Source organism: Streptomyces sp. NPDC054842 (genome assembly GCF_053611025.1).
In genome coordinates, this window is sequence record NZ_JBSGZN010000040.1 from 1 (window position 1) to 19,952 (window position 19,952).

Consider the following 19,952-nt stretch of genomic DNA (forward strand, 5'->3'; position numbering starts at 1 on the left):
CGCGGGCCCGCCGGGGGCCGCCCCCCCGCCGGCCCCCCCCCCCCCCCCCGCGGGCCCCCGCCGGCGGGGGCCGCCGGGCCCCCCCCCCGCGCCGCGCTGCCCGCGCTGTGCGTCACCCAGGTGACGAGCTGGGGCGTCCTCTACTACGCCTTCCCCGTCCTCAACCCGGCGATCACCGCCGACACCGGCTGGTCCGGTACGGCGACCACCGGCGCGTTCTCCGCCGCGCTCGTCGTCTCCGCCCTCGCCGGCATCGGCGTCGGGCGGGTGCTGGACCAGCGCGGTCCCCGCCTCGTCATGACGGCCGGGTCGGTCCTCGCCGTCCTCGGCCTCCTGGTCGTGGCGAGCGCCCCCGACCCGGTCGTGTTCACCGCCGGATGGCTGGTCATCGGGGTGGCGATGGCCGCCACGTTCTACCAGCCCGCCTTCGCCGCCCTCACCCGCTGGTGGGGTGAGGACCGCGTTCGCGCACTCACCGTCGTCACCCTCGCGGGCGGCCTCGCCTCCACCGTCTTCGCCCCCGTGACCGCCGCCCTGGCCGACCATCTCTCCTGGCGTGCCACCTACGCGGTGCTCGCCGGGACGCTCGCCGTCCTGACCGTCCCCGCCCACGCCCTCGCGCTCCGGGCTCCCTGGCCGGCGGCACCCGGCACTCCCGCGGGCACGGCCGCCGGCCGGGACCCGGTGCTGGGCAGCCGGCCCTTCTGGATGCTGGCCACGACCTTCACGTTGTCGGCCTTCGCGATGTACGCCGTCGTCATCGCTCTCGTGCCGCTCCTCCTCGCGCGGGGCTGCTCGACGTCCCAGGCGGCCTGGGCCCTCGGGCTCGGCGGTGCCGGGCAGACGCTCGGCCGTACCGCGTACTCGGCACTCGCCCGCCGCACCGGCGCCACCGCCCGCACCGCCGCCCTGGTCGGGCTCGGCGGCCTCACCACCGCGGCGTTCGCCGTGGTCCCCGGCCCGTACGTGCTCCTGGTCGTGCTGTCGGTGCTGGCGGGAGCGGTCCGCGGCAACCTCACCCTCCTCCAGGCGACGGCGGTCATCGACCGGTGGGGCACCACGCGTTACGGCCGCCTCTCCGGGATCCTCGCCGCTCCCAGCCATACCGCGGCGGCCCTCGCCCCGTTCGCCGGGGCGGCTGTCGCCGGCTCCGTCGGCGGCTACCCGGCCCTGTTCCCGCTGCTCGCCGCGGTGTCCTTCGCCGCGGCCGCCGCGGCCCTCGGCACGTCCGTGCGCGGCACACCGCCCTGAGCCGGCCGGGCCCGGAGACCCGCCGTTTCACCCGGACGACCACACGGGCCGCCCGTCCCCTGGGTAGGCGGGGCCGGCCTGGGCGATGAGTTGGGGCGGCGGAGCCGGTCTGCCCTGTATGACACGCATCATCGCCGACATCTCCGTATCGCTCGACGGCTTCGTCACCGGGCCCGGCCCCGGACCGGACAACGGCCTGGGCACAGGCGGGGAGGCCCTGCACACCTGGGCCTTCTCCGACGACCCCGATGACCGCCGGCTCCTCAGCGAGGGCACCGCGCGCTCCGGCGCCGTCGTCCTCGGGCGCCGGCTCTTCGAGGTGGTGGACGGTCCGGGAGGCTGGGACGACAACGTCGGCTACGGCGCAGGCGAGGTCGGCCGGCCCGCCTTCGTCGTCGTCACCGGCTCACCGCCGAAGTCGGTGCGGACGGCGCACCTGGACTGGACCTTCGTGACGACCGGACCGGCCGACGCCGTCGCCACCGCGCGGGAGCGCGCCGAGGCGGCGTCGGCGGCGCGCGGCGAGGATCTCGACGTCGTCCTCATGGGCGGCGGCGCCACGATCCGCTCGGCGTTCGACGCGGGGCTGGTCGACACGCTGATCCTGCACCTGGCCCCGGTCGTGCTCGGCTCAGGGACGCCCCTGTTCACCGGTGGCACGCCCCGCACGCTGGTTCAGCGAGGCGTGGTCTCGACGTCGACCGCCACCCATTTGACGTACGACGTGCTGTGACGAGGGCGGGCCGTCGGGCCGAGGGGCGGGGTGCGTCTCCTGAAGGCAGTCGCACCCGGCGCCATCAGGGCTGGCGGCTCGCCAGGACGCAGAACTCGTTGCCCTCCGGGTCGGCGAGCGTGACCCAGCTCTCGTCGCCCTTCTGTCCGACGTCGGCGTGGCGGGCCCCCAGGCCGAGCAGACGACGGACCTCCTCGTCCTGCTCCCGGTCGGTGGGGTTGACGTCGATGTGCAGCCTGTTCTTGACCGTCTTGCCCTCCGGTACGCGCGCGAAGGTCAGCACCGGTGGCACCGGGCCGGGCCGGCTCTTGCCCTCGGGCAGCGCGGGCGAGCCGATGCTGACGACCCCCTCCTCCTCGTCCTGCACCTCGTAGTCCAGGACCGCGCACCAGAAACGGGCCAGCGCGCCCGGATCGGCACAGTCGACGGCCAGCTCGGTGAACTTACTGCTCATGTCGGGACCCTCCGGTCGAGTGACGGCTCCGCAAGTCTGACGCAGCCCGCCTCAGCGGGCACGGGGACGAAGCCGGCCTCACGCGGCTCCGCGCGGCCCGGGCGCGGACAGCGCGCCTGCCCCCGGCGCGGTGCGCCGGGGGCAGGTCCGGTGAGGGGGTCAGCGCTGCGGTGTGCCGTCGCTTCCGTAGGAGCGGCGGGCCGCGTCGGCGGCCTTGTCGGTCTGGGCGTCGTACTTGTCGCCCGTACGCCGATCGACCGCCCGCTCCGCTGCTTCCACCCCCTTGTCGGCCTGGTCGGGGTGGCCCTTGGCCATGTTCTTGGCCTTGTTCGCCATGTCACCCAGCTTGCCCATGTCGTACCTCCCGGCAGCTTGTGTGTCGTACCGGGCCGCAAGTACCCCATGGGCGGGCGCCAAACGTGCGCGGGTCCACGCGGCCGGCGTCGGAGCCCGGTCCGCCCCGTGCCGCAGCGGCTCTAGGGAGCCGTTTCCGTCCAGGTCACGGGCAGTTCGTGGACGCCGTAGATGTTCATGTCGGTCCTGAGTCGCACCTCGTCGGCGGGAACGGCGAGTGCGAGGGTCGGGAAGCGGCGCAGCAGGCCGCCGAATCCGGCGCGCAGCTCGATACGGGCCAGTTGCGCGCCGAGGCACTGGTGCAGGCCGTGGCCGAAGGTCAGGTGGCCGCGGGCCGTGCGGTGGACGTCGAGGGTGTCGGGGTTCTCGAACCGCGCCGGGTCGTGGTTGGCGGCCAGCAGGGAGACGACGACGGTCGACCCCTCGGCGATCGTCTCGCCGCCGAGTTCGAGGTCCTGCGTGGCGTAGCGGTAGAAGATGTCGGCGACGGAGAGGTAGCGCATGAGCTCCTCCACGGCGTCGGGGAGCAGGCTCGGGTCGGCGCGGAGTTCGGCCGCCTGGTCCGGGTGCTCCAGGAGTGCGAAGGCTCCGAGTCCCAGCATGTTGGCGGTCGTCTCGTGGCCCGCGAGGAGCAGCAGGAAGCCGATGCCGGTCAGTTCCTCGACGGTGAGGTCGTCCCGGGCGGCCAGGTCGGACAGGATGTCCTGGCCCGGGGCGGCGCGTTTGCCGGTGACCAGTTCCGCGAGGTAGGTGGTCAGGCCGGTGTACGCGGCGATCTTCTCGTCGAGTGCCACGTCCCGTTCGAGGAAGGTGGCGGTGTCGGCCTGGAACCTCTCGCGGTCCGCGAAGGGGACGCCGAGCAGTTCGCAGATGACCTGCACCGGCACGGGCAGCGCGAACTCCTTGACCAGGTCGACGGGCGGCGTCAGGCGTGCCATCGCGTCCAGCTGCCGTTCGGCGATGTCGACGATGTGCTGTTCGAGTTCCTTCAGGCGTTTGACCGTGAAGGCACCGGTGAGCAGCCGCCGCAGCCTCGTGTGGTCCGGCGGGTCCATGCTGATGAACAGGCCCGGCACCTGGGGGGACGGTTCGGTGACCGCGGGCATGCCGGGCACGTCGTAGGGGATGTGGAGGGCGCCGATGTCCTGGCGGGAGCTGAAGCGGGTGTCGGCCAGGAGCGTGCGGACCGCTTCGTGGCCGGTGACCAGCCAGCCCTTGTGGCCGTCGGGGAACACCATCGGGCTGACGGGGCGGGCCTCGCGCAGCCGGGTGAGGGCGCGGGGCGGGTTGAAGGGGCCCGCGTCGCGCTGCGTCGGGAGGCCCTGCGGGGTCGGAGGTGACTGACTCATCGGTCGTCCTTTCGTGGGGGGATGCGTGGCCGCCCGCGCGCCGACGGCGGGCCCGGCTCGCGGTGATGGCGAGCGGTGGCCCCGGTCGCGTCGCGGCCACGGCGCCGGTCGTGCCGAGGCGCGGGCGGTGGGTCAGGCGGCGTCGAGGGCGTCGGTGATCTTGCGGGTCATGGCGGCCAGGGTGGGGCTGGCGGTTCCGCCCTTGGCGGTACGGGCGCCGGCCTCGACGGCGATCAGGACGGTGTCGCGGAAGTTGCCGGCCTCCTCGGGCGCCTGCTTCTTCAGCAGGTCCATGGCCCGGGTGAGGGCGGGCAGGACACGGTCGGCGATCTCGGCCGCCGACTTGCCGCCCAGGTCACCCACCGAGGACTTCTCCGACAGCACATGCCCGACCGGTCCGGTCGCCGAGGTCAGCGCGATGCTGCCCTGGGTGGCCACCTTGTGCGGGGAATCGGCCCCGGCGGCGGCGGCCATCAGCGTGACGGCCCCGTAGGCGGCGTTGCGCAGGGTGACCTTGTCCTCGTTGCTGAAGGTGACAGACATGGGGGGCTCCTTAGTACGTCGTACGCCGTTCCCGGCGTCGCTCCGTTTCCGTGACTCCATAATGGCACACATTTGGCGCCAGTGGGAGCCATGTTTGGCGCCACTTGCGCATCCGATTGGTCGACGCGCGCCTCATCCTGGAGAAAGTGCAGGTAGGGGCGCATGTGGCGCCGGTGCCATGGTGGCGACATTTCTTCATCCGTGACGTCCGATGGAGACACGCGAGGCCGTGTCGGGGGCGCCAGGGTGGGCGAGTGGCACACCGTGGCCCCACCCACGGCACCACGTCGTACGGGAGGCGTCGCGTCGGCTGAAGCGTGCGCACACGCAGCAGAGCCCGCCGGTGCCCTCGGGGGATGGTGGGGGCACCAGCGGACGGTTCGGCGCTCCGCGGAGGTTGATGACCGGCTGCATCGGAGCTCACGAACCGAAAGCGTTCCAGGCACCACTCGACCCGCACTCGCGGGACGGTGGAGCCGACGTGGCCGAGGTGTGCGGGGGAGGGGCGGGGATCGTCGACGGGGATCGGTGAAGGTACCGGGGCCGGCCGGAGGCCGTACGCAGCACCGCGACCCACGGGAAGCAACTTCCCTTTCCAGCTGCTTAGTTGACGTGCGCGGTCGTGACACTGGTGACGGAACAGTGACGACACGCCCCACAACTGTCGGGGGGCCTCCCGGGTCTCATCATCCGTGGACGGCAACGACCGGCCGTTCGCAGCGCATCGGCGCACACCACAACAGGGGGACCACATCATGAAGTCGACCCGCCGCAAGGCAGTCACCGCCGGCGTCCTGGCCGCTCTCGCGCTGGGCGGCACGCTCGTGGCGACCGCACCGGCCTCGGCCGCCACGCCCACCCGGTACAACGGTGCCTGCGGCACCGGCTACGACGTCATCAGGGCGACGCCGATCCGCTCGTCGCAGTCCACCATCCCGGCCACCACGTTCGTCACCTACAACAGCGGCGCCGGCAAGGTCTGCGCGGTCACCGTGCGCACGAACCCCGGTGCCCGGGTCTTCATGGAGGTCACGCTGGACACCTGGCCCTACAGCAGCGGCGAGGCCAAGGACTCCGGCTCGTACGGCAGTTACGCGGGCCCGGTCTACAAGGACGTCCCCGACGACGGCCAGTGCCTGACGTGGAGCGGTACGTTCGACATCTACTACAACTCTGACAACGGCAACTGCACCTGACGGGAAAGCGGTCGGCGTGAGCGGGGCGGTGCGCCTAAGTCACCGAAGCCTCGATTCCCGCCGTGGCCGTCACGCCGTCGCGTCAGTCGCGTAGGTGACCACCATTCAGGCCACGCCTTCCTGAGCAGCCCCTCCCCGAGACTCCGTGCGGGTGGGGGCTGCCCGCTGTCGCAGCACACGGCAGGAAAGTCGCGGTGCCCTCTCGCATCGGGCGCCAAGCCGGTCACCGCCCTGCGGCACCTCAGGACGCTGAGACGTCAAGTGTCCCCCGATGCGAATGGTTTCCCAGCGGTTCCAGAGTGTGTGATGCCATTCGCCGGAATCGGTGGCGGGAGGCGCCACCGGCCGCACCGGCCCTGGGCTCCCCGACATTTCGTTCCCCCCCACCGGCCCGAGTGGGGCATCACTCCGGGCCCATGCGCGCCCGGAGCGGTGTCTCACCTGAGGGAGATCACCCTCACCATGGCGGTATCGAACCGCCTGATCAGCGACACGACACCATGAGTTCGGCCTCAAGTCGGCAGGACGAGCGGCCGATGGGAAGCAACCGACCGAACTGCGTGCCGCCCGAGGGGCCCTCAGGCCGCCATCAGCGCCGCCAGGGCACGGTCCATCGCGGCGTTGAACTCTTCCGGCGTCAGCGGCAGACGGGACTTGATGTCCCGGCTCCACTGGTCGGCGAGGACCTCGGCGGAGCCCGCCTCGACACCGTCGAGCGCCGCGTCGGCCAGGTCCGACGGAGAAATCTTGGCCACGGGCCAGCCCGCCGCCATGTCGGTGTCGGCCAGGCCGAGGTGCACCGCGGTGACGAGCGTGTCCTGCTCGGCGAGCTCCAGGCGGACGCCGTTGGTCATGGCCCAGGCGGCGGCCTTGGTCAGGTGGTAGGCGTTGGCACCCGCACCCCCGAACCACGACATGGCGGAGAGGACGTTGACGATCGCGCCCCCGCCGTTCCTGGCGAGCGCCGGCGCGAACTCCCGGATCATGCCGAGGTGGCCGAACATGTTGGTCTCCAGCTCGTACCGCACCGCGTCCAGCGAACCGGTCACCAGGTCGGTCCCCGTATTGATCCCCGCGTTGTTGATGAGGAGCGAGACGTCCGGGGCCGCCTCGGCGGCGGCCCTCACGGATGCGGGATCCGTGATGTCGAGGGGCAGCACCTCGACCCCGGGCAGGTCCACGGTCTCGGGTCGGCGGGCGGTCGCGTAGACCTTGCGGGCGCCCCGTTCGAGCAGGCGCTGGGAGAAGGCGCGGCCCAGGCCGCGGTTGGCTCCGGTGACAAGGGCGACGGAGTTGTTGATGTCCATGGCCGGTACGCTAAAACCTGACGCCAACGTCAGAGGCAAGTGCTGTTCGTCAGGGCCGGGGGCGAGAGGAAACACCATGACGGAGACGGTGACCGCGTCCGAGCGGTTGATCCGCATCGGCGAAGTGGCACGAGGTGCCGGCGTCTCCGTGCGCGCCGTGCGCTACTACGAGGAGCAGGGGCTGCTCATCGCGGAGCGCAGCCCGTCCGGCCAGCGCCTGTACCGGCGGGACGCCATCCCCCTGATCCGCTTCTTCCAGCAGATGTACGCCGCCGGCCTCACCAGCCGAAGGATCGGCGAACTCCTGCCGTGCTGGGACTCCGGGCACACCGACGCCCAGCAACGAACCATGCTGCGAGCCGAACGCGAACGCATCCAGGCCAAGATCGCCGACCTCCAGGCGACCCTGGACCACCTGGACGAGGTCATCGCGATCACGGACACGCACCCGTAGACGCGGTCGGCTGCGGCAGGCCTGTGTCGCTTGGATCAGGGATGTGTATGAGGGCCTGCTGGTGCCTGTTGGCAGAAGGGTCCAAATGGGTCGAATGAGCACAACTCCGGACATGGACTGCTACGCGACCCAGCAGTAGACGCCTTGGTTCCGGCGCCGGGCGCTGCTGACGAGGGCGGCCAGACCACCCACGATCGCGTCGGAGACTTCCGTGCCGATGACCTCGTCGTCCTCCGCACGCAGTCGGGTCCACAAGACGGCGACGTCTCGGAGCCTGGCGTGCCCCGCGTCCGCGAGTGCGGTGGACAGGCGAGGCGACATCGCGAAGACGATGCATCCGTCATCGCCCTGACCGGCGACGACGCGGGGCTCACCGGCTTCGACGAGGTCCTCGAAGGTGCCGCCGGCCAGAAGGCATTCCCACTCGACCACGGCCTCTTCGGGGGCGAAGTTACCGAAGGTGAGCGACTCGAACGCCCGTCCCGGCCCGGACGCGAGGGCCAGACCCGCTGACGTGTCGTCCGGCGCCACGAAGAACTTCACGATGATGCTCACCCGGGCATGATGCCCGACTGCTCACAGCCATGATCGCCGGACAAGTCCCAGGTGCGCCGTTCCGGTGTCCGTAAGGGGTCGGGTCCGTTCGTTTTCGCCACGGTCATGAGCGATGAGGGCCGGCGCCCATATGAAGACTTGGTCCATCCGGGTGGTGAAGGGGTGCCGAGGCAATCCGTGGGGGTCCGGCGGACGGACCAGCGTACGAGGGTCGCGAACCGTGCGGCCCGGGCAGCCGTGATCGGCGGCAGCCCAACGCACCTGTCTGTGAGGTAGTTCCATGCTTCGTGTGATCAAGAGCCTTTCCCTGCTGGCCGCTGTCGGCGGCGCCGTCCTGGGCGGCTCCGCCGTCGCGGCGGCCGACAGCGACGCGCAGGCGGTCGCGGCGAACTCGCCCGGTGTCCTGTCCGGCAACGTCGTGCAGATCCCCGTCCATGTGCCGGTCAACGTCTGCGGCAACACGGTCAACGTCATCGGGCTGCTCAACCCGGCCTTCGGCAACGCATGCGTCAACGGCTCCCAGCACGGCTCCCACCACGGAAGCCAGCACGGCTCTCAGCACGGCTCCCACCACGGGGGCATGCGGAAGTAGCGGTACAGCCGCCGCCCGTCGCCGTTTGTCGGCGGGCGGCGGGCGGCGGTGCTACGCGTCGGCGTGCGATCGAGCGACGTCTCCGGCCTCACCGTCGACGCCGCAGCCGGCGGTCAGGACGGGCAGCCGGCGGTCAGGACAGGGCCGCCGGTGTTCAGGACGCGGCCACCGGCGGTCAGGACGTGGCCGCCGGTGGTCAGGGCGTACGGCCGATGAAGGCGAGCAGGCGGGTCTGCACGTCGGCGCCTTCGGCCACCTCCACCCGCGGCCCGTACTGGCCGCTGGTGCGGAGCACGTCGTCGAGCGGGAGCATCCCGTCGAGCAACTGCGCGCACTTGCCGGGGTCGAGGCGTTCGTCCTGCCCGGTCGCCCGTGCCAGGTCCCACGTGTGCATGAAGACGTCGGCGGTGTAGAACCGGTCGACCGCCTGATCCAGCGGGACCTCGCCGATGTGCGGGTTCGACAGCACCTTGTGCGCCGTGGCCGGATCGTCGAGGAGGGCCTGCACGCCGTCGCTGTGCACGGTCCACGCCGCCACCGGGTCGTCGTCGACCGACGGCCCCGTGGGCAGCTCCACCCCGGCACCCGACTTCAGGAACGCCGGGAACCACTCGACGAGATGGCGCACCACGTCCCGGGCGACCCACCCCTCGCACGGCGCCGGGTTGTCCCAGAAGGTGGGGTCCGCCGCGCGCACGCGCTCGGTGAACGCCCCCGCGACGGCGCGGTGTTCGTCGGCTGCACTCGTCATGATCTCGGGCCTTTCGTTTCGCTGCGCCGGTCGGCGCCGCCGTTCTGGCGGGCGAGCAGTTCGTCCAGGCGCTCGTGGCCTTCCCGGACGCCGCGCCGCATACCGCCTTTGATCATCGAGTCGCGGGCCTCGACGGAGTCCATGAGGGACTTCGTGGTGACGCGCGTGCGGCCGTCCAGGTCCTCGAAGGTGGTGGTCTCCAGGCTGACGCCGTCCGGGAACCCGTCGTAGGCGAACGTCTGCACGATGCGCTCGTCGGGGCGCACCTCGTGGAAGACGCCGCGGAAGCCGTACTGCGTCCCGTCGTCCTCGCTGTGCACATAGCGGTACGACCCGCCGCTGCGTGCGTCGTACTCGTCGATCCGCATCGTGAGCCGACGCGGGCCGAGCCACTGGACGACCAGGTCCGGGTCCGTGTACGCCCGGAACACGCGGTCCGGCGAGGCGTCGAACTCGCGGACGAGGAGGATGGTGGGCAGAGCCGGATCGGCCACGATTCGCGTCTCGTGCCGGCCGTTCGCCGTCGCGGCGCTCATGATGCCGCCTCCTTGTTCACGGTGTTCGCGGTATTGACGGTGCCTGTCTCCGGCTGCCGCGCGGTCTGCTCCAGGACGGCGTCGAGCCGACGGAAACGGTCCTCGGCCTCACGCCGGTAGCGCTCGATCCACTTCGTCATCAGGTCGAAGACGTCCGCCTCCAGGCGGCAGGGGCGCCGCTGGGCGTCCCTGCCGCGACTGACCAGTCCGGCGTCCTCCAGCACCCTGATGTGCTTGGACACGGCCTGCACGGTCACGTCGTACGGCTCGGCCAGTTCGTTGACCGTGGCATCCCCGGAGGCCAGCCTCGCCACGATGTCGCGCCGGGTCGGGTCGGCCAGAGCGGAGAAGACCCGGGACAGCCGGTCGTCGCCCACCTCGCACCTCTCATCCTCAACCAGTCGGTTGAATAACCGTATGGCTGCCCCTTTTCGTTGTCAACCAGTTGGTTGAATACGCGCAGCCGGCGGCGCGCCGGGACCGGACAACGGCTGGCGGCCCGGGGCCGGGCAACGACTGGGCGCGCCCGGACCGCGTCACGGCCTCGCGGGGTCCGCGCCACGCGGACGGCATTTCGGTGAGCGGACGGCAGGCATGCATGAGGGATGCCGGGGTAGGCGAGCCCCCGTCGGCTGCTTCACAGAGGACGGAAGCGGCTGATCGGCTACTGGAGGGGAACATCATGGCGCTCACGAGCACGGTGACGGCGGACACGCACATAGCCGAGCTGCCGGAGGTCACGGATCCCTGCAAGGTGGCTCCGAAGGACGCCCGCGAACTGTCCCGTCTCTTCTTCGACCAGCTGGCGCGTCTGGAGGAGGGGACACCCGAGTACAGCTACGCGCGCAACACGCTGATCGAGATGAACATGTCCATGGTCCGCTTCGCGGCGGGACGCTTCCGCAGCCGCGGGCCGCAGGAGATGGAGGACATCGTCCAGGTCGGCATGATCGGCCTGATCAAGGCGATCGACCGGTTCGAGCTGTCCCGCGAGGTGGAGTTCACCACCTTCGCGATCCCCTACATCGTGGGCGAGATGAAGCGGTTCTTCCGGGACACCTCGTGGGCCGTGCACGTGCCGCGGCGGCTTCAGGAGGCCCGGGTCCACCTGGCCCGCGCCACCGAGGAGCTCCGTGGACGCCTGGACCGCGCGCCCACCGTGAAGGAACTCGCCGAGCTGATGTGCCTGTCCGAGGAAGAGGTCATCGAGGCGCGGCTCGCGTCGAACGGCTACAACTCCGCTTCGCTGGACGCCGCGATCGCGGGCGGCGAGGACGGCGAGAGCGCGCTGTCGGACTTCATCGGCGCCGACGACGCCGCGCTGGAGCTGGTGGAGGACTTCCACGCGCTCGCGCCGCTGATCGCCGAACTGGGGGAGCGGGACCGGCAGATCATCCACATGCGGTTCGTCGAGGAACTGACCCAGTCGCAGATCGGTGAGCGCCTGGGCGTCTCGCAGATGCACGTCTCGCGGCTGCTCACCCGCACGCTGGCTCGTCTCCGCGAGGGCATGCTCACCACCCGCTGACCCCCGCCGGGCCGGCCCTGCCGGCCCGGCACGAGCGCCCGGTATGCGCGCACCGCCCGGCCGGCCCCGGTGCAGCCCCACCACCCGGTTGCAGTCGGTTGTGGTGCCGGCCCGCTGTCCGCGTCCCCGGTTCGGCCGGCCGTGGTGCCGCCTGCTACCCGCCTGCCCGGTGGAGCCGACCGTGGTGCCGCCCCGTGCTCCGCGCCCCCGATGCAGCCGGCCTCGGTATCGCCCCGCTACCCGCGCCCCCGTTGCAGCCGGTCGCCGCCGCTCAGGATCGCCGCCGCCAGCGCGTCCGCCGCGTCCTGGGCCGCGGGACGGCGACGGCCGTGCACCAGGACGAAGTCGACCTCGCCCAGCTCCGGGAGCCCCGCCCGCTCGGGCATCCGGACCAGGCCCGGCGGGACGAGGCCCCGGGAGTGGGCCATCACGCCGAGTCCGGCGCGGGCCGCCGCGATGAGGCCGTTCAGGCTGCCGCTCGTGCAGACGACGCGCCACGGCCGGCCCTGGCGCTCCAGCGCCTCGAAGGCGAGGGCGCGCGTGATGCCCGGCGGTGGGTACACGATGAGCGGGACCGGGCGGTCCGGCTCCAGCCGCAGCCGCTCCGCGCCGACCCAGACCAGCTCGTCGTGCCAGACCAGCTCGCCGCGCGGGTCCTCGGGGCGGCGCTTCGCCAGCACCAGATCGAGCTTCCCCGCGGCCAGCCGCTCGTGGAGGGTGCCCGACAGCTCCACCGTCAGTTCCAGGTCGACCTCGGGATGGTCATGACGGAACCCTTCGAGGATCTCCGGCAGCCGGGTGAGCACGAAGTCCTCCGACGCGCCGAAGCGCAGCCGCCCGCGCAGCCGCGTCCCGGCGAAGAACGCGCTCGCCTGCTCGTGCACCTCCAGAATCCGCCGCGCGAAGCCGAGCATCGCCTCGCCGTCCTCCGTCAGCTCCACGGAGTGCGTGTCCCGCGTGAACAGCCTGCGGCCGGCGGCGTCCTCCAGGCGGCGTACGTGCTGGCTCACGGTGGACTGGCGCAGCCCGAGCCGCCGGGCGGCCTGGGTGAAACTCAGTGTCTGGGCCACGGCCAGGAAGGTACGCAGCTGGGAGGGGTCGTACACGGCTCCCACGCTATCGCGGTACGCGATGACAGTAAGAGCGGTATGACGGATTCCCGATCATGACCCGGAGGAGGACGATGGAGAGGGCACGCCCCGACCGAGACGAACGACGCACCGAACGAAGCAGTGGAGCACCGTGAAACGCCTGCAGTGGCCGCGCCGGCTGCCGATCGACCCCTACATCCTGCTGTTGCTCGGGACGGTGGGCCTCGCGGCCCTGCTCCCCGCGCGCGGCACGGCGGCCGACGTGGCGTCGGGCGCTTCCACCGCCGCGATCGCGTTCCTGTTCTTCCTCTACGGAGCGCGCCTCTCCACCCGCGAGGCGTTGGACGGACTGCGCCACTGGCGGCTCCACATCACCGTACTGGCCTGCACGTTCGTCGTGTTCCCGCTGCTCGGCCTGGCCGCCCGCGGCTTCGTGCCGGTGTTCCTGACGGACCCGCTCTACCAGGGCCTGCTGTTCCTGACGCTCGTCCCGTCGACCATCCAGTCGTCGATCGCCTTCACCTCCATAGCGCGCGGCAACGTGCCCGCGGCGATCTGCGCGGGCTCCTTCTCCTCCCTCGCCGGCATCGTGCTCACCCCGCTGCTCGCGGCGGCGCTCATCGGCGACAGCGGCGGCGGGTTCTCCGCCGACTCGCTGGTCGAGATCGTGCTGCAACTGCTCGTCCCGTTCCTCGCCGGGCAGCTGCTCCGCCGCTGGATCGGCGGGTTCGTCACCCGTCACAAGAAGGTCCTCGGGTACGTCGACCGCGGCTCGATCCTCCTCGTCGTCTACACCGCGTTCAGCGAGGGCATGGTGCAGGGCATCTGGCACCAGGTCAGTGCCGGACGGCTCGCCGGACTGCTGGTCGTCGAGGCCGTCCTGCTCGCCGTGATGCTGGCCCTCACCTGGTACGGCTCGAAGGCGCTGCGCTTCGGCCGCGAGGACCGGATCGCGATCCAGTTCGCCGGTTCCAAGAAGTCCCTCGCCTCGGGGCTGCCCATGGCCAGCGTCCTGTTCGGCGCCCACGCCTCGCTCGCCGTGCTGCCGCTGATGCTCTTCCACCAGATGCAGCTCATGGTGTGCGCGGTGATCGCCAAGCGCCGCTCCCACGACCCGCTGCCGGTCAGCGGGGCGGCCCCAGCCGCAGGGTCACGAATCGCGGTCGGTACAGGGACACGTTCCGGCTCAGGTTCGCCTGCGCGGAAACCCCCGTCGGATCCAGCCAGTTGACGTCGTAGCTGAGGACCAGGCGGCCGTCGGCGCCGAGCGCCGGATGCGCCTGCGGGTTGTACGCGGCCACCTCCCCGGCGGGCAGCGGGGGGCGGAAACCCCGGGCGGGCCCGCGCCAGGGCCCGGTCGGCGAGCACGCCCAGTACGACGTGACCGTGGTCAGGCCCCGCGGGCCGGCGGCCATGGTGAACAGGACGTACGTGCCGCCGTCGCGCACCACCGTGAACGCGCTGCCCACGCCCCGGCGCCGGCCGTCCCCGAGCACCGGGGCCGGGCGGGCCCGCGCCTCCCACTGCGAGCCGTCCCAGTACTCCCAGGCACCCGGCTCGCCGAGCCGGCCGCGCGGTACCCGTGCCACGTACGCCGTCGAGGTCGGGCGTGCCGTCGCCTGCGCGTCGGTGCCGCCGAAGACGTACGTCCAGCCGCCCTCGTCGAGCGCGGTGGTGCCGAACAGCACGCGCCGGGAGGCGTCCGCGACGGAGCGCTGGTCGAGGACCGTCCGGACGCCTTCGAGCCGCAGGGCCGGCAGCGAGAGGGTGGCCACCTCGGTGGCCGTGGGCACGCCGTAGATCCACGGCGCCGCGCCCGCCGTGCGGGTCCACAGCAGCACGCGGACCACCCGGTCCGCGGAGCCGGGGGAGCGGGGCTCGACCCGGGCCGCCACCGGCCAGCGCCACTGCCCGGCCCCGGGGTCGGGGAACAGCGGCGCGGGCAGCGTGCGCTCCAGGCGGCCCGACCGGGACATCAGCACGGCCGAGTTGCGCACCAGCGGCGCGGTCGCGTCGCGCCAGGCGTAGGACTCGCCGGCGGGGTTGGGAGGCCCGTGCACCCGGCCGAGGTAGGTGTCGGAGAACAGCCACAGCATCCGGCCGTCCGGCAGCCGCAGCGAGTGGGTGCCGTCGCCGCCGGTCCAGTCGTCGGTGCGCGCCGGGTCGTCGCCGTACCGCGCGAACTCGTCCGTCAGGCCCCGGTCCGTCCGCCAGGACGTGAACGTGCGGGCCGCGCACGCTCCGCCGCCCTCCCGGTCGTGGTCCGGGAGGGCGGTGAGCAGCACGGCCGCGCAGACCAGGGCCAGCAGGACACCGAGGCCGGTTCTCGTCCGCCGTCGTGCTCGGGGGTCGTCGGGCACGGACGGGACGTTAGTGGCCCGCGGTCACCCGGTCCATGGGCAGCCACAGGACGGTGTCCCGGGTCCCGGCGGGCTCGCCCGCGCGGACGGCGGCCAGTTCCTCGTCGCTCAGCGCCCGGTCGTGGACCCTGACCTCGTCGATCGCGCCGGTGAAGTGGGCGCGGCCGTCCATGCGCTGCCCGACGTGCACCCCGAACGGCGAGTTGCGGCTCACCGACCCCGGCACGTCCGCCGTGCCGAGCGCCGCTCCGTCGATGAGGAGGGTGAGCCGTCCGCCGCCGCGGCGCAGGGCGAGATGGTGCCACTCGCCGTCGTTGTACGCGTCCGCGGTGCGCACCGAGGCGGTGGCCGGGGGCGCCGCGCCGTTCCGCGCGGTCATCAGCCCGGTGATCCGGTGGGAGGCGGGCTCGCCCCGCAGCCACACCTGGGGCTGCGAGGTGCCGATGCCGCCCATCCACAGCAGCGGCTGCTCCCCGGTGGTGGCGGTGTAGCGGAACCACAGGGAGGCCGTGAAGTCCTTGGCCCCGAGCGGCAGCCGGTCGCTGTACGGCAGCCGTACGGCGTCGTCGGTGCCGTCGAACAGGAGGGCGTTCCCGCTGCCGCGCGCCGTGGTGCGGGCGCCGCCGAGGACCAGGGCGCGCCGGGCGTGCGGAGCGTTGTCGGCCGTGGTCGGGTCGGGGCCGCGGCGGGGAGCGAGCCAGGTCTCGGTGAACCGGGCGAAGCGGATCTCGTCGCGGGCGTCGACCGCGCCGCCCTCGTACAGGAGCCCCACGCGCCCGCCGTCGATCCCCACCATGTCGGAGTAGCCGGACCAGTCGGTGGTGACGACCGTCCCGCGGTCCACGCTCTCCCAGGTGCGTCCGCCGTCGTAGGAGGAGCGGATCATCATGGTGCGCCGGCGGTCCGGGTCGCCCGGGCAGGCCAGCAGCAGCCGGTCGCCGAGGCGCAGCACGGAGCCCTGGACCTGGGGGGTGTAGAGGTCGGGGAGGTCGCTGAAGGGCGCCGCGAAGGTGTCGCCGCCGTCCCGGCTGAGGGTCTGGGCGCGGTGGCCGAGGTCGGTGCCGTCCTGTTCGCGTCCACTGACCAGGAGGGTTCCGTCGGCGCGCTCGGTGAGGGTCATCTCGGAGGGCTTCTGGCGGAAGGTGCCGTCGTCGGCGACCGGCCACGAGTCCGTCGCGCCGACGGCCCAGTGGTCGCCGCCGTCGTCGCTGGTGACGAGCGCGGCGTGGTTGGCGGTGACGCGGCTGCCGTTCCAGGTCTCGGTGTTGACGGTGAGGACCAGACGCCCGGCGTGCTTGCCGCGGGTGAGCTGGACGCCGTGCACGGGACCGGTGGCGTACCAGGAGTTCCAGTGGGCGGGCAGGAGCTCGCCGCTCAGGTCGCGGGGGCGCGACCAGGTCAGGCCGTCGTCGTCGCTGTACTGCAGATGCGGGGTCCGGTCGCAGGGGACCGCGCAGCCGCCGCTGTCCGTGCGGCCGGTGTTCCAGGTCTCGGCCAGCAGGATGCGGCCGGTCCGGCGGTCCACGACGGGGGCCGGGTTCCCGTGCGTGTCGCCGCCGCCCTCGGTGACGACCTGAAGCGGGCCCCAGGTGCGGCCGCCGTCCGTGGAGCGCTTGACCACGATGTCTATGTCGGCGGAGTCGCCGCAGTTGAGGACGCGGCCCTCGGCGAAGGCCAGCAGGGTGCCCTTGGTGGTCCGGACGACGGCCGGGATGCGGAAGCAGGCGTAGCCGGGGTCCTGGGAGGCCCGGAAGAGGACCTGCTGTTCGAACTCGCCCGCCGCGGGCGCCTGTTCGGCGCTCGCGGGGCCGGGTAACGCCAGCAGCGCGGCGGTCGTGAGGACGGCGGTGAGAGTGGATCTCAGACGGGTGCGGAGACTCGACGGCATGGTGCGGCCCTGCCCTTCAGTCGTCTGGACATTCTGGACATCCCACGTCCAACGTTCGCGGCACAGACGCTACTTGGGCCCTCGGAACCCCACAAGAACCGTGCGGCCGGGGATCGGCGCGGCGGCGCACGGCCCGCGCCCCCGATCGCTTGCTGCGCGGCCGGACCACCCCCGGGCACGGTGTCCGCACTGCACCCGGATGGCCCCGTCCCGGCCGCCGAACGGGAGCAGTTCACGCAGCCGTCGATCCGGATTTCCGGTACGGACGGCGGACGCGGGCTAACGTTCCGTCATGACCGCACCTGAAGCCGAGCCCCGTCTCGCCCTCGACCCCGCACGCTCCGCGCTGGTCCTCGTCGATCTGATGGACCGCGTCGTCGGGCTGCCCCTGGAGCCGCGCAAGGGTCCCGAGGTCCTCTCGGCGGCCGAGCGGGTGGCCGACGCCTTCCGCGCCGTCGGAGCGCCGGTCGTCCTGGTGCGGGTCGAGCGGGCGGGCGTCCCCGAGCAGCCGCCCGGCAGCGGTCTGGTCGCCGGGCTCGCGGTGGACGGCGACATCGAGATCGTGAAGCGGACGATCGGCGCCTTCCAGGGCACCGGTCTCGACGAGCGCCTGCGCGAGCGGGGGGTGACCACCATCGTGTTCGGCGGCATCGCGACCAACCTCGGGGTCGAGTCGAGCGCCCGCGCCGCCGGTGACCTCGGCTACGACCTGGTGTTCGTGGAGGACGCCATGGCCGCGCTGACGGCCCCCGAGCACGAGGCCTCCGTCGGTCTGGACTTCCCGCGCCTGGGCACGGTCGTGCACTCCTCGGAGGTCCGCTTCATCACCGGCTGACGCCCGGGGAGAGGGACCGGCGGGACGGGTACGGGCGGGACCCCTCCGGCGCAGGGGGCGCTCCCCGCCGGTCGGGGCCCCGCCGCCGTGTCGCGGGGGAGCCGGTCAGCCCTGGGCGGCCGCGGCCTCCAGGGCGATCCGGTGCTCACCCGCGTACACGTTCATGGAGGCGCCGCGCAGGAAGCCCACCAGCGTCAGTCCCGTCTCGGCGGCCAGATCCACAGCCAGCGACGACGGGGCCGAGACCGCCGCCAGCACCGGGATGCCCGCCATCACCGCCTTCTGCACCAGCTCGAAGGAGGCCCGGCCCGAGACCAGCAGCACCGCCCGCGACAGCGGCAGCGCGCCGCTCTGCAGGGCCCGGCCGACGAGTTTGTCGACGGCGTTGTGCCGGCCCACGTCCTCCCGGATGTCGAGCAGTTCGCCGTCCTCGTCGAACAGGGCAGCCGCGTGCAGACCCCCGGTCCGGTCGAAGACCCGCTGCGCCTCGCGGAGCCGGTCGGGGAGAGCCGCGAGGAGCGCGGGTTCCAGCCGCACCGGGGGAGTGTCGTCGATCGTCCAGCGGGCCGTCGTACGGACCGCGTCCAGGCTCGCCTTGCCGCACAGGCCGCAGGACGAGGTCGTGTACACGTTGCGTTCCAGCGTGATGTCAGGGACGACCACGCCGGGAGCGGTCCGCACGTCGACGATGTTGTACGTGTTCGCGCCGTCCACGGTCGCGCCGGCGCAGTACGCGATGTTCTGCAGCTCCTCCGCCGCGCCCAGCACCCCCTCACTGACCAGGAAGCCCGCCGCCAGCGCGAAGTCGTCACCCGGGGTGCGCATGGTGATGGCGAGCGGCTTGCCGTTGAGCCTGATCTCCAGCGGCTCCTCGGCCACCAGCGTGTCGGGGCGGGTGCTCACCGCGCCGTCCCGGACGCGGATCACCCTGCGTCGTTCCGTGACTCGTCCCATGTCCTGATCAGCCCCGGTTCTGTACGTGCTGGTGGCCGAGAGCGGCCCTTGCTGCGGAGGTGGCCCGCGGGTCACCGGCCGTCGTGCGGAGAGGTGACCCCGGCGTCCCATTGTCCCGCACCGGCGGAACGCGGCACCGGTCCGCCCGGCGCGCTCAGGCGGCCGTCCGCAGCGCGAGCAGGTCCGAGATGGCGTGGACGGTGCGCAGGGTGGGCACCGGGACGCCGGTGATCTCGGCCAGTTCGACGACGGCGGCCAGCAGCACGTCGAGTTCGAGCGGCTTCCCGCGCTCCAGGTCCTGGAGCGTCGAGGTGCGGTGGTCGCCGACCCGCTCGGCGCCCGCGAGCCGCCGCTCGATGGACACGCCGACCTCGCAGCCGAGGGCCTCGGCGACGGCGAGCGTCTCGGTCATCATGATCTCGATGACCTTGCGGGTGCCGCCGTGCAGGCACATCTGCCGCATCGTCGCGCGGGCCAGCGCGCTGATGGGGTTGAAGGAGATGTTGCCGAGGAGCTTGAGCCAGATGTCGTTGCGCAGGTCGGGTTCGACCGGGCACTTGAGGCCGCCCTCCTGCATGGCCTCGCTGAACGCGGTGCAGCGCGGCGACACCGAGCGGTCGGGTTCGCCGACGGAGAAGCGGGTGCCTTCGAGGTGGCGGACGACGCCCGGCCCCGCCAGCTCGGTCGCGGCGTACACCACGCAGCCGACGGCCCGTTCCGGCGCGAGCACCGCACTGACCGCGCCGCCGGGGTCCACGCTCTCGACGCGGTGGCCGTCGTGGGGGCCGCCGTGCCGGTGGAAGTACCACCAGGGGATGCCGTTCTGGGCGGCGACGACCGCCGTCGTGTCGTGGAGCAGGGGCTCGATCAGCGGCCCGCACGCCGCGTACGAGTTGGCCTTCAGGCCCAGGAAGACGAAGTCGACCGGGCCGATGTCGGCCGGGTCGTCGGTGGCGTGGGCGCGCGCGGTGAAGTCACCGCGCGGGCTGAGCACGCGGACGCCGTGCTGCCTCATGGCCGCGAGGTGCGGTCCACGGGCGACGAGATGCACGTCCGCGCCCGCACGGTGCAGCGCTGCACCGACGTAGGCGCCGATCGCACCGGCACCGAGAACTGCGACTTTCACTTGGTGAGCTCCGTCCGGTCGAGGGTACCGAGGAACGTCGCACTGTGTCGACGAAATATTGTCTACAGGATGGAATGCGGGGCGGCAATACTTCG

At 72.4% G+C, this 19,952-nt stretch carries 22 protein-coding genes; 8 read left to right on the plus strand and 14 right to left on the minus strand.

Annotated elements, in window-relative coordinates; translation table 11 throughout:
• Positions 1-96: 96 nt before the first annotated feature.
• On the plus strand, positions 97-1,251 hold the full coding sequence (locus ACWGIS_RS26990) for an MFS transporter (protein ID WP_453365105.1): 1,155 nt from the start codon (positions 97-99) through the stop codon (positions 1,249-1,251).
• Between the two features lie 118 nt (positions 1,252-1,369).
• Complete coding sequence (locus tag ACWGIS_RS26995; RefSeq protein ID WP_453365044.1) at positions 1,370-1,984, plus strand: dihydrofolate reductase family protein; 615 nt, start codon at positions 1,370-1,372, stop codon at positions 1,982-1,984.
• Positions 1,985-2,048: 64 nt separating this feature from the next.
• Here ACWGIS_RS26995 and ACWGIS_RS27000 read toward each other — a convergent pair whose 3' ends face one another.
• The 4 genes from ACWGIS_RS27000 to ACWGIS_RS27015 form a co-directional block, all read right to left on the minus strand.
• The gene (locus ACWGIS_RS27000; RefSeq protein ID WP_453365045.1) at positions 2,049-2,438 is read right to left on the minus strand and encodes a VOC family protein; all 390 of its coding nucleotides are present in this window, start codon (positions 2,436-2,438) and stop codon (positions 2,049-2,051) included.
• A gap of 159 nt (positions 2,439-2,597) precedes the next feature.
• On the minus strand, positions 2,598-2,792 hold the full coding sequence (locus ACWGIS_RS27005; protein WP_453365046.1) for an antitoxin: 195 nt from the start codon (positions 2,790-2,792) through the stop codon (positions 2,598-2,600).
• A gap of 122 nt (positions 2,793-2,914) precedes the next feature.
• Positions 2,915-4,141: a cytochrome P450 gene (locus tag ACWGIS_RS27010; RefSeq protein WP_453365047.1), complete on the minus strand. Its 1,227-nt coding sequence runs from the start codon at positions 4,139-4,141 to the stop codon at positions 2,915-2,917.
• A gap of 132 nt (positions 4,142-4,273) precedes the next feature.
• The gene (locus tag ACWGIS_RS27015) at positions 4,274-4,684 is read right to left on the minus strand and encodes a hypothetical protein (protein ID WP_453365048.1); all 411 of its coding nucleotides are present in this window, start codon (positions 4,682-4,684) and stop codon (positions 4,274-4,276) included.
• Positions 4,685-5,439: 755 nt separating this feature from the next.
• Here ACWGIS_RS27015 and ACWGIS_RS27020 point away from each other — a divergent pair.
• Positions 5,440-5,880, plus strand: coding sequence for a hypothetical protein (locus ACWGIS_RS27020; protein ID WP_453365049.1), 441 nt, complete (start codon positions 5,440-5,442; stop codon positions 5,878-5,880).
• A 578-nt stretch (positions 5,881-6,458) separates the two neighbouring features.
• On the opposite strand, the gene ACWGIS_RS27025 is transcribed toward ACWGIS_RS27020, so the two are convergent.
• Positions 6,459-7,187 (minus strand): SDR family oxidoreductase, encoded by a 729-nt coding sequence (locus ACWGIS_RS27025; protein ID WP_453365050.1) that lies wholly within the window; start codon positions 7,185-7,187, stop codon positions 6,459-6,461.
• Between the two features lie 76 nt (positions 7,188-7,263).
• Here ACWGIS_RS27025 and ACWGIS_RS27030 point away from each other — a divergent pair, with 76 nt between their 5' ends.
• Positions 7,264-7,641 carry a MerR family DNA-binding transcriptional regulator gene (locus tag ACWGIS_RS27030; RefSeq protein ID WP_453365051.1) on the plus strand — a complete coding sequence of 126 codons (378 nt, stop codon included), beginning with the start codon at positions 7,264-7,266 and terminating at the stop codon, positions 7,639-7,641.
• Positions 7,642-7,761: 120 nt separating this feature from the next.
• Here ACWGIS_RS27030 and ACWGIS_RS27035 read toward each other — a convergent pair whose 3' ends face one another.
• Positions 7,762-8,196, minus strand: coding sequence for a hypothetical protein (locus ACWGIS_RS27035; protein WP_453365052.1), 435 nt, complete (start codon positions 8,194-8,196; stop codon positions 7,762-7,764).
• Positions 8,197-8,476: 280 nt separating this feature from the next.
• Here ACWGIS_RS27035 and ACWGIS_RS27040 point away from each other — a divergent pair, with 280 nt between their 5' ends.
• Positions 8,477-8,788 (plus strand): chaplin, encoded by a 312-nt coding sequence (locus ACWGIS_RS27040; protein WP_453365053.1) that lies wholly within the window; start codon positions 8,477-8,479, stop codon positions 8,786-8,788.
• Positions 8,789-8,984: 196 nt separating this feature from the next.
• Here the strand turns inward: ACWGIS_RS27040 and ACWGIS_RS27045 are convergent, their stop codons facing one another.
• From ACWGIS_RS27045 to ACWGIS_RS27055, 3 genes are read right to left on the minus strand one after another with little or no spacing between them, the layout of a single operon-like run.
• Positions 8,985-9,539 carry a TIGR03086 family metal-binding protein gene (locus ACWGIS_RS27045; RefSeq protein ID WP_453365054.1) on the minus strand — a complete coding sequence of 185 codons (555 nt, stop codon included), beginning with the start codon at positions 9,537-9,539 and terminating at the stop codon, positions 8,985-8,987.
• Positions 9,536-10,075: an SRPBCC family protein gene (locus ACWGIS_RS27050; protein WP_453365055.1), complete on the minus strand. Its 540-nt coding sequence runs from the start codon at positions 10,073-10,075 to the stop codon at positions 9,536-9,538. The genes ACWGIS_RS27045 and ACWGIS_RS27050 overlap by 4 nt, the downstream gene beginning before the upstream one ends.
• A complete protein-coding gene (locus tag ACWGIS_RS27055; protein WP_453365056.1) occupies positions 10,072-10,452 on the minus strand; it encodes an ArsR/SmtB family transcription factor in 381 nt (126 codons plus the stop codon). The genes ACWGIS_RS27050 and ACWGIS_RS27055 overlap by 4 nt, the downstream gene beginning before the upstream one ends.
• 305 nt (positions 10,453-10,757) lie before the next feature.
• Between ACWGIS_RS27055 and ACWGIS_RS27060 the strand changes: the two genes are divergently transcribed.
• Positions 10,758-11,603, plus strand: a complete 846-nt coding sequence (locus ACWGIS_RS27060; RefSeq protein WP_453365057.1) for an RNA polymerase sigma factor SigF — start codon at positions 10,758-10,760, stop codon at positions 11,601-11,603.
• A 236-nt stretch (positions 11,604-11,839) separates the two neighbouring features.
• Here the strand turns inward: ACWGIS_RS27060 and ACWGIS_RS27065 are convergent, their stop codons facing one another.
• Positions 11,840-12,709: a LysR substrate-binding domain-containing protein gene (locus ACWGIS_RS27065; protein WP_453365058.1), complete on the minus strand. Its 870-nt coding sequence runs from the start codon at positions 12,707-12,709 to the stop codon at positions 11,840-11,842.
• Positions 12,710-12,845: 136 nt separating this feature from the next.
• Between ACWGIS_RS27065 and ACWGIS_RS27070 the strand changes: the two genes are divergently transcribed.
• Positions 12,846-13,925 (plus strand): bile acid:sodium symporter family protein, encoded by a 1,080-nt coding sequence (locus tag ACWGIS_RS27070; protein WP_453365059.1) that lies wholly within the window; start codon positions 12,846-12,848, stop codon positions 13,923-13,925.
• Here the strand turns inward: ACWGIS_RS27070 and ACWGIS_RS27075 are convergent.
• Positions 13,819-15,054 (minus strand): hypothetical protein, encoded by a 1,236-nt coding sequence (locus ACWGIS_RS27075; RefSeq protein WP_453365060.1) that lies wholly within the window; start codon positions 15,052-15,054, stop codon positions 13,819-13,821. The genes ACWGIS_RS27070 and ACWGIS_RS27075 overlap by 107 nt on opposite strands.
• 10 nt (positions 15,055-15,064) lie before the next feature.
• Positions 15,065-16,942: an exo-alpha-sialidase gene (locus ACWGIS_RS27080; RefSeq protein ID WP_453365061.1), complete on the minus strand. Its 1,878-nt coding sequence runs from the start codon at positions 16,940-16,942 to the stop codon at positions 15,065-15,067.
• 292 nt (positions 16,943-17,234) lie between these two features.
• On the opposite strand from ACWGIS_RS27080, the gene ACWGIS_RS27085 reads away from it, so the two are divergent.
• On the plus strand, positions 17,235-17,777 hold the full coding sequence (locus ACWGIS_RS27085) for an isochorismatase family protein (protein ID WP_453365062.1): 543 nt from the start codon (positions 17,235-17,237) through the stop codon (positions 17,775-17,777).
• A 105-nt stretch (positions 17,778-17,882) separates the two neighbouring features.
• Here the strand turns inward: ACWGIS_RS27085 and fdhD are convergent, their stop codons facing one another.
• Both fdhD and ACWGIS_RS27095 read right to left on the minus strand, forming a co-directional pair.
• Positions 17,883-18,731 carry a formate dehydrogenase accessory sulfurtransferase FdhD gene (gene fdhD, locus ACWGIS_RS27090; RefSeq protein WP_453365063.1) on the minus strand — a complete coding sequence of 283 codons (849 nt, stop codon included), beginning with the start codon at positions 18,729-18,731 and terminating at the stop codon, positions 17,883-17,885.
• Positions 18,732-18,885: 154 nt separating this feature from the next.
• Positions 18,886-19,857 (minus strand): 2-dehydropantoate 2-reductase, encoded by a 972-nt coding sequence (locus ACWGIS_RS27095; RefSeq protein WP_453365064.1) that lies wholly within the window; start codon positions 19,855-19,857, stop codon positions 18,886-18,888.
• Between the last annotated feature and the right edge of the window lie 95 nt (positions 19,858-19,952).

What these genes read in the sequence shown, in the direction of transcription:
- ACWGIS_RS26995 (WP_453365044.1), top strand. Translation starts at nt 1,370, where the DNA reads ATGACACGCATCATCGCCGACATCTCCGTATCGCTCGACGGCTTCGTC.
- ACWGIS_RS27000 (WP_453365045.1), bottom strand. Translation starts at nt 2,438, where the DNA reads ATGAGCAGTAAGTTCACCGAGCTGGCCGTCGACTGTGCCGATCCGGGC.
- ACWGIS_RS27005 (WP_453365046.1), bottom strand. Translation starts at nt 2,792, where the DNA reads ATGGGCAAGCTGGGTGACATGGCGAACAAGGCCAAGAACATGGCCAAG.
- ACWGIS_RS27010 (WP_453365047.1), bottom strand. Translation starts at nt 4,141, where the DNA reads ATGAGTCAGTCACCTCCGACCCCGCAGGGCCTCCCGACGCAGCGCGAC.
- ACWGIS_RS27015 (WP_453365048.1), bottom strand. Translation starts at nt 4,684, where the DNA reads ATGTCTGTCACCTTCAGCAACGAGGACAAGGTCACCCTGCGCAACGCC.
- ACWGIS_RS27020 (WP_453365049.1), top strand. Translation starts at nt 5,440, where the DNA reads ATGAAGTCGACCCGCCGCAAGGCAGTCACCGCCGGCGTCCTGGCCGCT.
- ACWGIS_RS27025 (WP_453365050.1), bottom strand. Translation starts at nt 7,187, where the DNA reads ATGGACATCAACAACTCCGTCGCCCTTGTCACCGGAGCCAACCGCGGC.
- ACWGIS_RS27030 (WP_453365051.1), top strand. Translation starts at nt 7,264, where the DNA reads ATGACGGAGACGGTGACCGCGTCCGAGCGGTTGATCCGCATCGGCGAA.
- ACWGIS_RS27040 (WP_453365053.1), top strand. Translation starts at nt 8,477, where the DNA reads ATGCTTCGTGTGATCAAGAGCCTTTCCCTGCTGGCCGCTGTCGGCGGC.
- ACWGIS_RS27045 (WP_453365054.1), bottom strand. Translation starts at nt 9,539, where the DNA reads ATGACGAGTGCAGCCGACGAACACCGCGCCGTCGCGGGGGCGTTCACC.
- ACWGIS_RS27050 (WP_453365055.1), bottom strand. Translation starts at nt 10,075, where the DNA reads ATGAGCGCCGCGACGGCGAACGGCCGGCACGAGACGCGAATCGTGGCC.
- ACWGIS_RS27060 (WP_453365057.1), top strand. Translation starts at nt 10,758, where the DNA reads ATGGCGCTCACGAGCACGGTGACGGCGGACACGCACATAGCCGAGCTG.
- ACWGIS_RS27080 (WP_453365061.1), bottom strand. Translation starts at nt 16,942, where the DNA reads ATGCCGTCGAGTCTCCGCACCCGTCTGAGATCCACTCTCACCGCCGTC.
- ACWGIS_RS27085 (WP_453365062.1), top strand. Translation starts at nt 17,235, where the DNA reads ATGACCGCACCTGAAGCCGAGCCCCGTCTCGCCCTCGACCCCGCACGC.
- fdhD (WP_453365063.1), bottom strand. Translation starts at nt 18,731, where the DNA reads ATGGGACGAGTCACGGAACGACGCAGGGTGATCCGCGTCCGGGACGGC.